The 14,437-nt window shown below is 65.0% G+C and carries 13 protein-coding genes; 12 read left to right on the top strand and 1 reads right to left on the bottom strand.

Translation table 11 applies throughout. The features are described 5' to 3' along the window. Nucleotides 1-248: 248 nt before the first annotated feature. From BMX67_RS18140 to BMX67_RS18130, 3 genes are all read left to right on the top strand, one after another. Nucleotides 249-1,055 (top strand): DUF4394 domain-containing protein, encoded by an 807-nt coding sequence (locus BMX67_RS18140; protein ID WP_090737965.1) that lies wholly within the window; start codon nucleotides 249-251, stop codon nucleotides 1,053-1,055. A gap of 213 nt (nucleotides 1,056-1,268) precedes the next feature. Continuing rightward, on the top strand, nucleotides 1,269-1,733 hold the full coding sequence (locus BMX67_RS18135) for a sigma-70 family RNA polymerase sigma factor (RefSeq protein ID WP_090737962.1): 465 nt from the start codon (nucleotides 1,269-1,271) through the stop codon (nucleotides 1,731-1,733). After that, nucleotides 1,730-2,431, top strand: a complete 702-nt coding sequence (locus BMX67_RS18130) for an anti-sigma factor (protein ID WP_090737960.1) — start codon at nucleotides 1,730-1,732, stop codon at nucleotides 2,429-2,431. Before BMX67_RS18135 ends, BMX67_RS18130 begins: the two co-directional genes overlap by 4 nt. Before the next feature lie 21 nt (nucleotides 2,432-2,452). Here BMX67_RS18130 and BMX67_RS18125 read toward each other — a convergent pair whose 3' ends face one another. Then, the gene (locus BMX67_RS18125) at nucleotides 2,453-3,265 is read right to left on the bottom strand and encodes an IclR family transcriptional regulator (RefSeq protein ID WP_090737958.1); all 813 of its coding nucleotides are present in this window, start codon (nucleotides 3,263-3,265) and stop codon (nucleotides 2,453-2,455) included. A 124-nt stretch (nucleotides 3,266-3,389) separates the two neighbouring features. On the opposite strand from BMX67_RS18125, the gene BMX67_RS18120 reads away from it, so the two are divergent. The 9 genes from BMX67_RS18120 to BMX67_RS18080 all read left to right on the top strand — a co-directional run. Further along, entirely contained in the window at nucleotides 3,390-4,919 is a 1,530-nt protein-coding gene (locus BMX67_RS18120) for a M81 family metallopeptidase (RefSeq protein WP_090737957.1), read from the top strand. A gap of 65 nt (nucleotides 4,920-4,984) precedes the next feature. Further along, nucleotides 4,985-6,580 carry an ABC transporter substrate-binding protein gene (locus tag BMX67_RS18115; RefSeq protein ID WP_090737955.1) on the top strand — a complete coding sequence of 532 codons (1,596 nt, stop codon included), beginning with the start codon at nucleotides 4,985-4,987 and terminating at the stop codon, nucleotides 6,578-6,580. Between the two features lie 101 nt (nucleotides 6,581-6,681). After that, on the top strand, nucleotides 6,682-7,623 hold the full coding sequence (locus BMX67_RS18110; protein ID WP_090737953.1) for an ABC transporter permease: 942 nt from the start codon (nucleotides 6,682-6,684) through the stop codon (nucleotides 7,621-7,623). A gap of 1 nt (nucleotide 7,624) precedes the next feature. Further along, nucleotides 7,625-8,512, top strand: a complete 888-nt coding sequence (locus BMX67_RS18105) for an ABC transporter permease (RefSeq protein WP_090737950.1) — start codon at nucleotides 7,625-7,627, stop codon at nucleotides 8,510-8,512. Between the two features lie 3 nt (nucleotides 8,513-8,515). Next, nucleotides 8,516-10,201, top strand: a complete 1,686-nt coding sequence (locus BMX67_RS18100; protein ID WP_090737948.1) for an ABC transporter ATP-binding protein — start codon at nucleotides 8,516-8,518, stop codon at nucleotides 10,199-10,201. Continuing rightward, nucleotides 10,198-11,361, top strand: a complete 1,164-nt coding sequence (locus BMX67_RS18095; RefSeq protein ID WP_090737946.1) for a M20 aminoacylase family protein — start codon at nucleotides 10,198-10,200, stop codon at nucleotides 11,359-11,361. Before BMX67_RS18100 ends, BMX67_RS18095 begins: the two co-directional genes overlap by 4 nt. A gap of 115 nt (nucleotides 11,362-11,476) precedes the next feature. Next, nucleotides 11,477-12,616: a M20/M25/M40 family metallo-hydrolase gene (locus BMX67_RS18090; RefSeq protein ID WP_090738020.1), complete on the top strand. Its 1,140-nt coding sequence runs from the start codon at nucleotides 11,477-11,479 to the stop codon at nucleotides 12,614-12,616. Between the two features lie 10 nt (nucleotides 12,617-12,626). Further along, nucleotides 12,627-14,186, top strand: coding sequence for a gamma-glutamyltransferase (locus BMX67_RS18085; RefSeq protein ID WP_090737944.1), 1,560 nt, complete (start codon nucleotides 12,627-12,629; stop codon nucleotides 14,184-14,186). A 63-nt stretch (nucleotides 14,187-14,249) separates the two neighbouring features. Beyond that, on the top strand, nucleotides 14,250-14,437 hold a 188-nt coding region (locus BMX67_RS18080), incomplete at its 3' end, for a transposase (RefSeq protein ID WP_139206495.1).

Raw genomic sequence — 14,437 nt, 5'->3', positions numbered from 1 at the left:
AGGGCCGCGCGGATGGCATGGCGCACCCGGGAGGGTCAACAGGGGGGCGCCGGGTCCGGCGAATTCCGGCAAGGCCTTGCCGGGGTGGCGGCTTTCCTGATGGCTGACCCCACCCCCGCACTTTCCCCCGCGCGACCCGTCCGCGAAAAAAAATCTGGATTGGATGCATCCAAAGGACGTCCTGGCCGAGTCAGGGGGATATCGGGGCTGCGGATCGACCGCCGCCTGTCACCAGTGAGGAGAAGACCATGCTGAAGATGACCACCACCGCCGCGCTTGGCCTGATGGCCGTGACCGCAACCGTTGCCCATGCCGATCATCATGGCGGGCTGAAAGCCGTGGCACTTAGCGGCGACAAGATGCTGCACATGATCGACGCCAGCAACGCGACCGTCGGTGACAGCATGGAGGTCACGGGCGTCGACCGGCTTCTGGGCATCGACCTGCGCCCCTCGAACGGGCAGTTGATCGGCGTCACCGACGGGTTCGACATTGTCGAGATCGACCCCAAGACCGGTGCCGCGACCGTCATTTCGACCATGGATACCGAATTGCCGATTGACGGCGACGCGCCGGTGATCGTCGATTTCAACCCGATGGCCGACAAGCTGCGCTTCATGTCCGGCACCACCAATCACCGCGTCGATATTGAAAGCGGTGCGGTGACGGTTGACGGCTCGCTGGCCTTCGAAGAGGCCGACATGCATGCGGGCGAGGCCCCGGCGATCGTCGCGGCGGCCTATATCAACAGCTATGGCAAGCCCGAGGCGACGGCGATGTATGACATCGACAGCACCATCGTGGCGCTGATCCAGCAGACCTCGCCCAATGACGGGACGCTGGCCGCCGTGGGCAAGCTGGGGATCGAGGGGTCCGACAGCTATGCCTTTGATATCGCCACCGATGCCGAGGGCACGAACACCGCCTGGCTGGTCGCGGCGGGGCAGTTGCACACCGTGTCCCTGGAAGACGGGTCGATCGGCGAAAGCTGGGATATCCAGGGGGCGGGCGATGCCGTCCTGCGCGACATCACCTTCCTGACCGCGGATATGTAAACAGGCCGATGCGCCCGGCTGGCGCGGCGGTCATGCCGCGCCAGCCATCTGCGAGGCCGTTGGATTTGACAGCCCTGCGCCCGGTCATTAGCCATTGATCCTGAAGGGGCCGCCACGACACCCCTTGAAGGGGGAGGTATCGCGATCGAGATCGATCACGCCGCGCTGATCAGGGCCTGCGCCTCGGGCGACCGGGCTGCGTTGAAATCACTGATGCGGGCCGAAGGCGGTCGCATGTTGGGCGTTGCGGCGCGGATGCTGCGTCGTCGCGATCTGGCCGAAGATGCGGTGCAGGATGCCTTTGTGCTGATCTGGCGGCGCGCGGCGCAGTTCGATCCGGGCAGGGGCAGTGCCAAGGGTTGGCTTTACACGATCCTGCGCAACCGCTGTCTGACCATGCTGCGCCGCGAGGATCGCGAAATCGCCACCGAGATGTCCGAGCTTGAGACCGTTTCAGGTGCCGACCTGGTCGATCAGGCATTTGACGGGCTGGAAAGATCGACCGGATTGCGCCAGTGCCTTGAACGACTGGACGCGCCCACGCGGCTGGCGATCCTGTCGGCCTATGTGCTGGGTCACAGTCACGGTGAAATCGCGGGACGGCTGGATACGCCTTTGGGCACCGTCAAGGCCCGCGTGCGGCGTGGATTGCTGAAGCTGAGGGAGTGCCTGTCATGACAGACCGTTCTCTTGACATGCTGATCGACGAGGTCGTGCTTGGTCTGGCCTCGGACGAGGATCGCAGGCGGTTGCAGGCCTTGGCCGCGCAGGATGCCGATGTTGCCAGCCGTCTGGAACAGGCGCGACAGCGATTTGCCCCGCTGGACGACACCGCCACGCCATTGCCGCTGCCCGAGGGGCTTTGGGACCGGATCGCGGCGCGTCTGGATAAGGCTGACGCGCCCGCCGCCGAAGTGATTGATCTGGCGCAGGTTCGCGCCCGCCTTGGCCAGTGGCGCCGGGCGGCGCTTGGCGCGGTGGCCGCCTGCCTGGTGATGGCTGTTGCCCTTGGCTGGAGCCTGCTGTCCGTGGCTGAACCCCTGGTCGTGGCGGTGCTGTTGGACAGCGAGGGTCAGGCCGTGGCCCTTATCGAAAGCGGCGAAGACAACAGGACACAGGTCACCTTGCTGGAACGGCCCGATCTGCCTGCCGACCGGGTGATGCAGGTCTGGACCAAGCCCGATGCCGATGGGCCGCCGGTTTCGCTTGGCCTGCTGGCGGGGGGCGCGTCGCGCACGCTGACGATCCGGGGGCTGCCCGCGCCGGGGCCAAGCCAGTTGTACGAAATCACGTCGGAACCCGCGGGCGGTTCGCCCACCGACCTGCCGACCGGGCCGATCCTTGGTGTCGGTCTGGCGAAAAAGCCCGTGATCTAGCGTCGGGGCCACCTGCGCGGGCTACAGGCTGTCATTGATTGCGCGCGCGGCCTCCATCGTCAGCGGGGCGACGGTGTCGCGGAACCGTTCCGGGGTCCATTCCGACAGCGATCCCGCGACATGGATCGCGCCCAGGGGCGGTTGGCCATGCGGCCCGACCGCGACGCCGATCACCACCTCGCCGGGGACGAATTCGTCCCATAGCAGGCAGAAGCCGTCACTGCGGACCTGCGCGATGATCTGCATCAGCTGGTCGATATCGGTGACGGTCTTGCTGGTGAAATTTTCGCGCGGGGTGCGTGTGATGATCTCGCGCACCTTGTCATCCGGCAGTGCCGACAGCGCCGCCCGACCACCTGCCGTGCAAAAGCTGGGGACGCTGTGACCGACCAGCGTCGCATAGAATGTCTCGCGTTTGCTTTGCAGGCGCAGGGCATAGATCACGCGGGTTTCGTCGAACAGGCTAAGGTCCACGCGTTCGCGAACGGTCTTGCGCAGTTCCAGCAGCACCGGTGTCGCCTTCTGCACCAGCGGGTCCAGACGCAGCAGGTCCAGCGTGTTGTCGAAAATTCGAAGGCCGGGAAGATAGCCGCGATTATCCGCCGAACGCCGCAGATAGCCCAATGTGACCAGCGTGTGCACGATGCGCTGGCTGGCGGATCGGTCCAGCCCGGCATTGGCCGCGATTTCGCTGAGGCTAAGGGGGCCTGCGGCCTGGTGAAAGGCGCTTAGCACCTGCATTGCTCTGGCGGCTGCACGCACAAACAGCGCATCCGAGCCCTGTGCATCAAAATCGGTCACTGTCGTGGGCTGGGCACGCAAAATGCTTGGCATGAAAAAACCTTCCTGTTGACGATTCGAATTCTAATCATCTACGCTCGATAAGCAATACAGATGTATCGGCTGTCGATACACCCGATGAACTCAACACGCTGTTGCGATCAGAACAGGGGATGTCATGCGCGTCGCGGTTGCAGGTTTCCTGCATGAGACAAACACCTTCGCACCCGTCCCGGCGGATCTGGCCGCGTTTCAGCGTGGCGGCGGCTATATCCCGCTCAGCCACGGGGCCGAGATCCTGCGCCGTGGGCAGAACGTCAACCTGGGCATTTCGGGCGCATTGCGCGTGGTGCGGCTGCGGGATTGGGATGTCGTGCCGCTGACCTGGGCGGGGGCCATCCCGTCGGCCCCTGTGACGGATGCGGCCTTTGATCATGTGCTGGGCCGGATCATCAGCGATCTTCGCGCGGCGGGGGCGGTCGATGGCGTGTTTCTGGATCTGCACGGTGCAATGGTCACCGACAGCCATGATGATGGGGAAAAGGCGGTTCTGGACGCGGTGCGCAGCGTCGTGGGGCCGGATGTGCCGATCGTCGCGGCGCTGGATCTGCATGGCAACATCTCTGAAGGGTTTGCCCGCGGGGTTCAGGCGCTGGTCGGATTTCGCACCTATCCGCATGTCGATATGGCCGAAACAGGGGCACGCGCCGCCGAATTGCTGCACCAGATCATGGTGACGGGGATGCGTCCGGCCTGCGGTTTTCGCCGGATGGATTATCTGGTGCCGATCCCGTTTCAATCGACCGACATGGCCCCGGCGCGCGACCTTTACGCGCGTTTGCCCGACATTGAACAGGGCGGGGTGAAGGCCGTGTCGCTGTTCATGGGCTTTCCCGCCGCGGATATTCCCGATTGCGGTCCCGTCGCCGTCACCTATGCGGACACGCAGGACGGGGCCGACCGCGCCGCCGATCAGATCGCGCGGGCCTATGATCTGGCCGAGGCGGGGTTCGAGGGACGCGCCTATCAGCCCATTGACGCCATCGCCGAGGCGACGCGCCTGTCCGGGGCCGCCGCAGGCCCGGTGGTGATTGCCGACACGCAGGACAATCCCGGTGCCGGGGGCGTCTCGGCGACGACCGGAATGCTGCGGGCGCTGATCGCCGCCGATGTCCGGGGCGCGGCCATCGGATTGATCGTCGATCCTGTCAGTGCCGCGCGGGCGCATTCGCTGGGGCAGGGGGCGGTCGGTGATTTCGAGATCGGCGGCCATCCGGGCGTTCCCGGCGATCTGCCGGTTTCGACCCGCGCCCAGGTCGTCGCCCTGTCGGATGGCCGCTTCGCCGCGACCGGCCCTTATTACGGCGGCACCGAGATGGATCTTGGCCCCTCGGCCTGCCTGCGCGTCGGCGGGGTCGATGTGGTCGTCACCAGCGCAATTGCCCAGATGGCCGACCGCGAGATGTTTCGTTTCGTCGGCATCGTCCCCGAACGGATGCGCGTGCTGGTCGTCAAAAGCTCGACCCATTTCCGGGCCGATTTCGCGCCCATTGCCGCGCATATCCTTATTGCAAAGGCGCCCGGTCCGATGCCGCTTGATCCCGCCGATCTGCCCTTCATCCGTCTGCGGCCGGGGCTTCGGCTGTCGCCGAACGGGCCCGTCTTTACCCCGATACCTGCGCGCAAGACGCAGGAAAGTCCCGCCTGAACGCAGCGTGCGGACCAATGACGACCAACGATCCAACAAGACGAACCAACAGGAGAGATTTCGACATGAAAGCGATCAGGACCGGGTTGCCCGTCACCAGAACCTTGGCCGCCACGCTGCTGGCCAGTTCCGCCCTGCTGACCCCGGCACAGGCGCAAGAGGAAACGACCATCACCGCGGTGATGCATTCCGGTCTGCGGGTGCTGGACCCCGTGATCACCACCGCCCATATCACCCGCAACCACGGCTATATGATCTATGACGTGTTGACCGCCGTGGACGAGGATTTCACGCCGCAGCCGCAGATGGCCGATTGGCAGGTCTCTGACGATCAGCTGACCTATACCTTCACGCTGCGCGACGGGCTGATGTTCCATGACGGCGCGCCGGTGACGGCGGCGGATGCGGTCGCATCGCTGAAGCGTTGGGGCCAGAAGGACAGTGGCGGTCAGCTGATCTTCGACGTGACCGCCAGCCTTGAGGCCACCGACGACAAGACCCTTGTCTGGACCCTGTCCCAGCCCTTTGCACCGCTGATGGACGTGATTTCGAAACAATCGGCGGTGCCGCCCTTCATCATGCCCGCGCGGGTTGCCGAAACCTCGGCCGATGAAACGATCACCGAATATGTCGGCTCGGGTCCGTTTGTCTTCAACGAAGAGGAATACGAACCCGGCGTCTCGGTCACCTACGAGAAGTTCGACGACTACGTCCCGCGCGAGGGTGAGCCGTCATGGATGGCCGGCGGCAAGGTCGTGAATGTCGACCGCGTCGTCTGGACCACCATGCCCGACAACCTGACCGCGATGAACGCGCTGGCTGCGGGGGAAATCGACTATCTGGAACAGGTCCAGATCGACCTGATGCCGATTCTGGATGCGGCCCCCGATGTGACCGTCGAGATGCGCGATCCGCTGGGTTACGTGACGATCGGCCGCCCGAATTTCCTGCATCCTCCGTTCGACAACAAACTGGTGCGTCAGGCCGCCGCCGCCGCGCTGGGTCAGGAACAGATGCTGGCCACGATGCAGGGCGACCCGGAATACTACAAGGTCTGCGGCGCGATCTTCGGCTGTGCAACGCCGCTTGGCGATCAGGCCGCCTCGGAAACGCTGGTCGCGCCCAATCCCGAGGCGTCAAAGGCGCTGCTGGCCGAGGCGGGCTATGACGGCACGCCCATCGTGCTGATGGCCCCGACCGACGTGATCTCGCTGTCGAACCAGCCGGTCGTGGCGGCACAGGCGCTGCGCGAAGGCGGGTTCGAGGTCGACATGCAGTCGATGGACTGGCAATCCGTGGTTCAGCGCCGCGCCCAGCAGGCGCCCATCGGCGAGGGTGGCTGGAACATGTTCTTCACCAACTGGATGGTGCCCGAAATCTCGGACCCGCTGATCAATGTGATGGTCAATGGCCGCGGCGACGATGGCTGGTTCGGCTGGCCCGACGATCCCCAGATCGAAGAGATGCGGTCGGCCTATGTCGCGGCCACCGACGCCGAGACGCAGAAGGCCATCGCGGTTCAGATCCAGGAACATGTCATGGACAATGTGAACTATCTGATGATGGGCGAATACCTGATCCCGCAGGCCCGCCGCACCGTGATCGAGAACATGATCCCCTCGCCGGTGCCGGTTTTCTGGGCCATGACCAAGGCCGAGTGATCGGCGCCTGACGGAACCACCGCGTTTCGTGGTCGGGGGCGCGTTCGCGCGCCCCCATGGCCCCCGCATATCCTGTCCCCATCCCGACACAGGAACATCTTATGTTCGGCTACATCCTCAGGCGGCTTCTGGCGACCATCCCGGTCCTGCTGATCGTGTCCGTCTTCGTCTTTCTTCTGCTGCGGCTGACGCCCGGCGATCCCGCCGCCATTCTGGCCGGTGACGCGGCCACGCCCGCCCAACTGGAACGGATCCGCGACAGCCTGGGTCTGAACGATCCGCTGCATGTGCAGTTCCTGACATGGTTTGGACAGATGTTGCAGGGCGATTTCGGCACCTCGCTGATTTCGAACACGGATGTGCTGGACATGGTGTCGGACCGGCTGGGACCGACGGTGAACATCGCCGTCATGACGATCATCATTTCGGTGCTTCTGGCGGTGCCGATGGGGGTGATCGCGGCGTGGCGGCACCGGTCATGGATCGATTTCGCGGTCATGTCCTTTTCGGTGCTGGGCTTTTCGGTGCCGGTATTCGTGATCGGCTATATCCTGATCCAGATCTTTGCGATCGAGCTGCGCTGGGTGCCGGTTCAGGGCTACAAATCCCCCGCCGACGGGCTGGGCGCCTTTTTCAGCCGGGCGGTGCTGCCCTCGCTGACACTGGCGACGATCTATGTCGCGCTGATCGCCCGTATGACCCGCGCCTCGATGCTGGAGGTTCTGGGCGAGGATTACATCCGCACCGCCCGCGCCAAGGGCGTGCGCGAGAATGTCGTCCTGTTCCGCCACGCGCTGCGCAATGCGGCGGTCCCGATCCTGACCATCATCGGCACCGGGTTCGCGCTGCTGATTTCAGGCGTGGTGGTGACCGAAAGCGTGTTCAACATTCCCGGCATCGGGCGGCTGACCGTCGATGCGATCCTGGCGCGGGATTACCCGGTGATCCAGGCGATGATCCTGCTGACCGCGGGCATCTATGTCATGGTCAACCTGCTGGTGGATCTTTCCTATTCTCTCTTCGACCCCAGGATCCGGTACTGACATGGCCGATATACCCACCTCTCGCCCAAGCGCCTTTCACGTGCTGACCGGCATCTTTGCCCTGCCCAAGGGCGCGCGACTTGGCGCGGGCCCGGCCATCGCCGCCCTTGTCCTGGCGATCATCGTCATGGCCTCGGTCTGTGCGCCGCTTTATGTGCCCCATGATCCGCTGTCGATGGATGCCATGTCGCGCCTGAAACCCCCGTCCGGGGAATTCTGGCTGGGCACCGATCCGTTCGGGCGGGACATCTTCAGCCGGGTGATGACCGGCGGCCGGGTGTCGCTGCTGATCGGGGTCGGCGCGGCGGTGGTCAGCGTGGCCATCGGGCTGGCGATCGGCCTTGTCGCGGGGTTTTTCCGCACCGCCGACGGGATCATCATGCGGATCATGGACAGCCTGATGGCGATCCCTGCGATCCTTCTGGCGATCGCGCTGGTCGCGCTGAACGGGCCGTCGCTGGGATCGGTGATCATCGCCATCACCATCCCCGAGGTGCCGCGCGTCGTGCGACTGGTCCGGTCGGTGGTGCTGACCGCCCGCGAGGAACCCTATGTCGAGGCCGCGATCGCGCTGGGATCCTCGATGCCCAAGATCCTGATCCAGCATCTGTTGCCCAACACGCTGGCGCCGCTGATCGTGCAGGGCACCTATATCTGCGCCTCGGCCATCCTGATCGAGGCGATCCTGTCCTTCCTTGGCGCGGGCGTGTCGACCGAGATCCCCACCTGGGGCAACATCATGGCCGAGGGCCGCACCTATTTTCAGCTGAAACCGGGCCTGATCTTCTGGCCGGGCATTCTGCTGTCGCTGTGCATTCTGTGCATCAACCTGCTTGGGGATACGGCCCGCGACCTGCTGGACCCGCGCATGAAGAAACGGGAGGGCTGAGCAATGAAATTCAGCACCAAGGATCTAAGCCGCGCCGAACAGGTCTTCAGCATCACCGGATTGCAAGTCGGGCTGGCCGGTCAGCCCGATGCCGCGCCGGTTCTGGATCGCATCGACCTGCAGATCCGCGCCGGCGAAACGCATTGCCTTGTCGGCGAAAGCGGTTCGGGCAAATCCGTCACCTCGCTGGCGACCATGGGCCTGCTTCCCAAGGACGCGCTGGAGGTGACTGGCGGCCGGATCCAGTTGAAAGAGGTCGAAATCACCGCGGCCTCGCCCTCGCGGATGCGCGATCTGCGGGCGAAACGGGTCGCGATGATCTTTCAGGAACCGATGACCGCGCTGAACCCGGTGCTGCGCGTCGGCGCCCAGATCGAGGAAGTGCTGAACATGCACACCGATCTGTCGGCAGCCGAGGCCAAGGCCCGCACGCTGGACATCATGGAACAGGTGCATCTGCCCGATGTGCCGCGCATCTATCAGGCCTTTCCGCATCAGTTGTCGGGCGGTCAGCGCCAGCGCATCATGATCGCGATGGCGCTGGTTCTGGAACCCGATCTGCTGATCGCGGATGAACCGACCACCGCGCTGGATGTCACGACGCAGCTTCAGATCCTGAAACTGATCGCCGAGATGCAGCAGCGGCACGGCACCGCCGTCCTGTTCATCACCCATGACATGGGCGTGGTGGCCGAAATCGCCGATACGGTCAGCGTCATGCAGAAGGGCCGCATCGTCGAGACCGCGCCGATCCGCGAATTGCTGACCGATCCGCAGATGGATTACACCCGCAAGCTGTTGCAGGCGGTGCCGAATCTGACCCCGCGCCCCGCGCGCCCGGTGAATGGCGCGGATGCGGTGCTGGATGTGGACAATCTGCAGATGACCTATGGCGGCACCGGTTGGTTCAGCCGATCCGAGGGCGTGCGCGCCGCCCGCGATGTCACCTTCGATATCGCGCCGGGGCGCACGCTTGGCATCGTCGGCGAAAGCGGATCGGGAAAATCGACCGTCGCACGCTGTATCATGCGCCTGATCGACCCGACGGGCGGTCGGGTCTGTGTCGCGGGCAGCGACATCGCGCGCCTGTCGCGGCGGCAGTTGCAACCGCATCGCAAGCATTTCCAGATCGTGTTCCAGGACCCTTACCGGTCGCTGAACCCGCGCTGGACCGTGGCGCGATCGCTGTGCGAGGGGCCGATCAATTTCGGCCAGCCCAAGGCACAGGCGCTGGAACATGCGGCCGAATTGCTGGAACTGGTCGATCTGCCGCGCGACGCATTGTGGCGTTATCCGCATCAGTTTTCCGGCGGGCAGCGCCAGCGCATCGCCATTGCCCGCGCGGTGGCCATGAAGCCCGATCTTCTGGTCGCGGACGAAGCGGTCAGCGCGCTGGATGTCAGCGTGCAGGCGCAGGTTCTGGACCTGCTGGACGATGTTCAGAAACGCTTTGGCATCGCGATGCTGTTCATCACCCATGATCTGCGTGTCGCGGCCCAGATTTGCGACGATGTGCTGGTGATGCAAAAGGGGCAGGTCGTCGAACATGGCCCCGCCGGTGCCGTGCTGGCCGATCCGCAGCACAGCTATACGAAAAGCCTGATCGAGGCCGCCCCCGGCCGCGACTGGGACTTTGCCAATTTCCGCGCGGTTTCCGCGCCTTCCGCCATTCAAGGAGCCACCGTATGAGCGTACTTCCCCGCATCGAGGCCTTTGCCTCGGACCTGACCCGGATCCGTCAGGATTTCCACGCGCATCCCGAACTGGGATTCGAGGAAACCCGGACCGCGGGCATCGTGGCCGGGCTGCTGCGCGATTACGGCGTCGACGAGGTGCATGAGGGTATCGGCGGCACTGGCGTCGTCGGCCTGATCCGCGGGCAGGGCGGCGGCAACCGCCGTGTCGGCCTGCGTGCCGATATGGACGCGCTGCCGATCACCGAAACCTCGGGCGTGGCCTATGCCTCGACCAATCCGGGCCGGATGCATGCCTGTGGCCATGACGGGCATACGACGATGCTGCTGGGGGCTGCGCGCTATCTGGCCGAGACGCGCGGCTTCGACGGCACGGTCGTTCTGATCTTTCAGCCCGCCGAGGAAGGTCTGGGCGGGGCGCGGCGCATGATCGCGGATGGCCTGTTCGAGCGGTTCCCCTGCGATGAGATCTACGGCATGCATAACGACCCCAATGGCAAGCCGGGCGTGGTCACGGTGACGCCGGGGCCGGCCATGGCGGGGGCCAGCTTTTTCGACATCACCGTCAAGGGCACGGGCAGCCACGCGGCCATGCCGCACCAATCGCAGGACCCGATCCATATCGGCACCGCGCTGGTCCAGCAATTGCAGGGCATCGCCAGCCGCAACTGCCCGCCGACCAAGCCCCTGGTGGTGTCGGTCACCACGTTCAACGCGGGCTCTGCCTATAATGTCGTTCCCGACAGCGCGACGATCACCGGCACCATCCGCTATTTCCATCAGGATGTGATCGAGATGGCCGAGGGCCGGATGAAGGCCCTGTGCGCGGGGATGGCGCAGGCCCACGGGATCGAGATCGAGGTCAAGCTGCGCAATGTCTTTGACGTGCTGCTGAACGATCCCGACCTGTCACAGGCCTATATCGAGGCCGCCGGGGAAATCGTCGGCGCGGGCGCGACCCTGACCAGCGATCAGATGACCGGATCCGAGGATTTCGCCGACATGCTGCAAATCGTGCCGGGCGCCTATTGTCGGGTGGGTCATGCGGGCATGGTTCCCCTGCACAATCCCGGCTTCGTGCTGGATGATGCGATCCTGCCCGTGGGGGCATCGGTCTATGCGCGGATGATCGAACGCCGGCTGCCGGTCGCCTGATCCCCGAACCTGAGGGCCCGGCGATCCCCGGGCCTGCCCATTCCGAAACCAAGGTCCCGGCCGACATCCCGTCGCCGGGAAACAGAAGAGTATTGCCATGACCAAGATGCAAAGCCTGACCAACCCGCTGGACCTGCCTTTCGACAGCGACGAGATGATCGCGGGATTGCGCCCCTGGATCGAAACCGAAAGCCCCACATTCGACGCAGCCGCCGTCAATCGCATGATGGATGTGGTACAGCATGAACTGGCCGCCCTGGGGGCGATCACGGAACGGATCCCCGGTCGCATGGGGTTGGGCGACAGCGTTCGCGCGACCATGCCGCATCCGCGCATGGGCGAGGGGGGCATCCTGTTGCTGGGTCATATGGACACGGTGCATCCGATCGGCACCCTGTCAAAGCTTCCCTATCGCCGCGAAGGCGACAAGCTTTACGGCCCCGGCCTGCAGGACATGAAGGGCGGCAATTACGTGTTTCTGGATGCGCTGCGCAAATTGCTGGCGGCAGGAATCCAGACGCCCCTGCCGGTCACCGTCCTGTTCACCCCCGACGAGGAAATCGGCACCCCCTCGACCCGCGAACTGATCGAAACCGAGGCCAGGCGGCACAAATTCGTTCTGGTTCCCGAACCCGCCCGACCCGATGGCGGCGCGGTCATCGGGCGCTATGCGATCGCACGGTTCAACCTGCAAACCCGTGGCCGGCCCAGCCATGCCGGCTGGCAACTGGCCGAAGGCCGTTCGGCCATCGCCAGAATGGCCCGCGCGGTCGGCCAGATCGAGGGGATGACCACCGAGGACTGCACCTTCTCGCTGGGGGTGTTTCATGCCGGGCAATGGGTGAACTGCGTGTCATCCTTTTGCGATGCCGAGGTTCTGACAATGGCCAAGACCCAGGATCTGCTGGATCAGGGCGTGGCGCGGATGATGGATCTGAACGATGACAGCGGCGATGTCATCATGGAGGTCAGGCGCGGCGTGACCCGCCCTGTCTGGGAGCCCGATCAGCCGGGAACCATGGCGATGCTGGCACTGGCGCAGGACATCTCGGAAGAGATCGGGTTTCAGATGACGGGCGCTTCGGCAGGGGGCGGTTCGGATGGCAACTTCACCGGGGCGCTGGGGATTCCGACGCTGGATTCCATCGGTGTTCAGGGTGCCGGCCTGCATACGCTGACCGAACATATCCAGGTCGACAGCCTTGTCGAACGCGCCCGGCTGGCCGCCGCGCTGTATTGTCGCCTTGGCGCATAGGGGGTCTGCCATGTCGCAAGCGCTGTCACCGACCATGCAGGTCCTGCGTCACGTGGTCGAAACCCCCTTTGGCGTCGTGGCCGCGCAGCACAGGCTGGCCGCCGAGGCCGGGGCCGAGGTGTTGCGGGCGGGCGGCGATGCCGTCGATGCGGCCGTCGCATGCGGCTTTGTGCTGTCCGTGCTGGAGCCCTGGATGTCCGGGCCTGCGGGCGGCGGCGCGGCTGTCCATTTCCGCGCCGAGACCGGCGAATATCATGCGCTCGATTTCGGGATGAAGGCCCCGGCCGGATTGCGCCTTGATGATTTCGGTCTGATCGGCGCGGGCAAGGCAGGCGATCTGTTCCCCTGGGATCGGGTGGTCGAGGATCGGAATGTCATCGGCGCGCGGGCGGTCGCCGTTCCGGCAATGGTCGATGGTCTGGGACTGGCGCATGAACGCTGGGGCCGGATGCCGTGGCAGGCGCTGTTGTCACCGGCCGTCGATCACGCGCGGGCCGGGATGCCGGTCGATTGGTACAGTTCGCTGATCATCGGCTGCGCGGCGCGCGATCTTGCGGCCGATCCCGATGCCGCGGCGCTGTTTCTGGAGGATGGGACATTCCCCCCCGCCATGTCATGGGCTGCGCAATCGGCGGCAAGCCTGCCTTTTGCACGCATGGCCGACAGTCTGGACGTCATTGCGCGGGACGGGCCCGAGGCCATGCATGGCGGCGATCTGGGCGCGGCCCTGGCTCGCGACGTGCAGGACAAGGGCGGCTATCTGACGGTCGAGGATCTGGCCGCCAATCGCGCGCGGTTTCATGACCCGCTTCGGGTGCCCTATCGCGATGCGCGGTTTCATGCGGTGCCGGGTCTGACCGCAGGCCCGACATTCGCGCGGGCGCTGGAGGAATTGTCGCGGCTGTCGCCCGATTTGGTAGGGCTGGCCCCGGCCCATGCGCGGGCGCTGCTGTCGGCCTATGATCACCGCCTGACCCGGATGGGTGCGGATGGCGAGGTGTCGAAGGCCCCCGGATCGACCACGCATTTCGCCGTGGTGGATCAGGCGGGCAACATGGTGTCCCATACCCAGACGCTGTTGTCGCTGTTCGGGTCGCGCATCGTTTCGCCCTCGACCGGGTTCCTGTTGAATAATGGCATCATGTGGTTCGATCCGGTGCAGGGGCGTCCGAATTCCCTGGGGCCGGGCAAGCGCTGCCTGATGAATGTCTGCCCCGTCATCGGCGAGATGCCGGATGGCGGTCGTGTCGCATTGGGCGCGGCGGGGGGGCGCAAGATCGTCTCGGCGGTCACGCAGCTGGCCTCGCTGATGGTCGATCGCGGGCTGTCGCTGCATCAGGCGTTCCAGACCCCGCGGATCGACGTGTCAAACGCCCGCGACGTGATCGCGGACATGGCCCTGCCACAGCCCATCCTGACCGAACTGGCGCAGATCGCCCCGACCTGCGTGGTGCAGCGCTCGATGCTGCCTTATCCCTTCGCCTGCCCCTCGGGCGTGTCCGACCGCGACGGGATACGACAGGGCGCGGTCGAAACCTTCATGCCCTGGGCCGAGGCTGTCGGAGCCTAGGATCAGGATGCATTGATTTTGGTCGCACGGCGTGATTCACGGCTCAGAAAATGGAGCGGTGACATGAGCGACCTCTACTGGCTGACTGACGAGCAGATGGCCAAGCTCACCCCTTTCTTCCCGAAGTCGCACGGCAAGCCACGGGTTGATGACAGGCGGGCTCTGAGTGGGATTATCTTCATCAATCGCAATGGGTTGCGCTGGCGGGATGCGCCTGCCGCCTATGGTCCGCACAAGACGCTCTACAGCCG

Source organism: Paracoccus homiensis (assembly GCF_900111675.1).
Lineage (GTDB): Bacteria > Pseudomonadota > Alphaproteobacteria > Rhodobacterales > Rhodobacteraceae > Paracoccus > Paracoccus homiensis.
The sequence above is the reverse complement of the archived record's forward strand: the minus strand, read 5'-3'. Positions and strand labels throughout refer to the sequence as shown.

Coding starts and splice junctions, on each gene's coding strand:
- BMX67_RS18105 (WP_090737950.1), top strand. CDS start 7,625: ATGGCCGATATACCCACCTCTCGCCCAAGCGCCTTTCACGTGCTGACC.
- BMX67_RS18115 (WP_090737955.1), top strand. CDS start 4,985: ATGAAAGCGATCAGGACCGGGTTGCCCGTCACCAGAACCTTGGCCGCC.
- BMX67_RS18140 (WP_090737965.1), top strand. CDS start 249: ATGCTGAAGATGACCACCACCGCCGCGCTTGGCCTGATGGCCGTGACC.
- BMX67_RS18135 (WP_090737962.1), top strand. CDS start 1,269: ATGCGGGCCGAAGGCGGTCGCATGTTGGGCGTTGCGGCGCGGATGCTG.
- BMX67_RS18125 (WP_090737958.1), bottom strand. CDS start 3,265: ATGCCAAGCATTTTGCGTGCCCAGCCCACGACAGTGACCGATTTTGAT.
- BMX67_RS18095 (WP_090737946.1), top strand. CDS start 10,198: ATGAGCGTACTTCCCCGCATCGAGGCCTTTGCCTCGGACCTGACCCGG.
- BMX67_RS18120 (WP_090737957.1), top strand. CDS start 3,390: ATGCGCGTCGCGGTTGCAGGTTTCCTGCATGAGACAAACACCTTCGCA.
- BMX67_RS18085 (WP_090737944.1), top strand. CDS start 12,627: ATGTCGCAAGCGCTGTCACCGACCATGCAGGTCCTGCGTCACGTGGTC.
- BMX67_RS18130 (WP_090737960.1), top strand. CDS start 1,730: ATGACAGACCGTTCTCTTGACATGCTGATCGACGAGGTCGTGCTTGGT.
- BMX67_RS18100 (WP_090737948.1), top strand. CDS start 8,516: ATGAAATTCAGCACCAAGGATCTAAGCCGCGCCGAACAGGTCTTCAGC.
- BMX67_RS18110 (WP_090737953.1), top strand. CDS start 6,682: ATGTTCGGCTACATCCTCAGGCGGCTTCTGGCGACCATCCCGGTCCTG.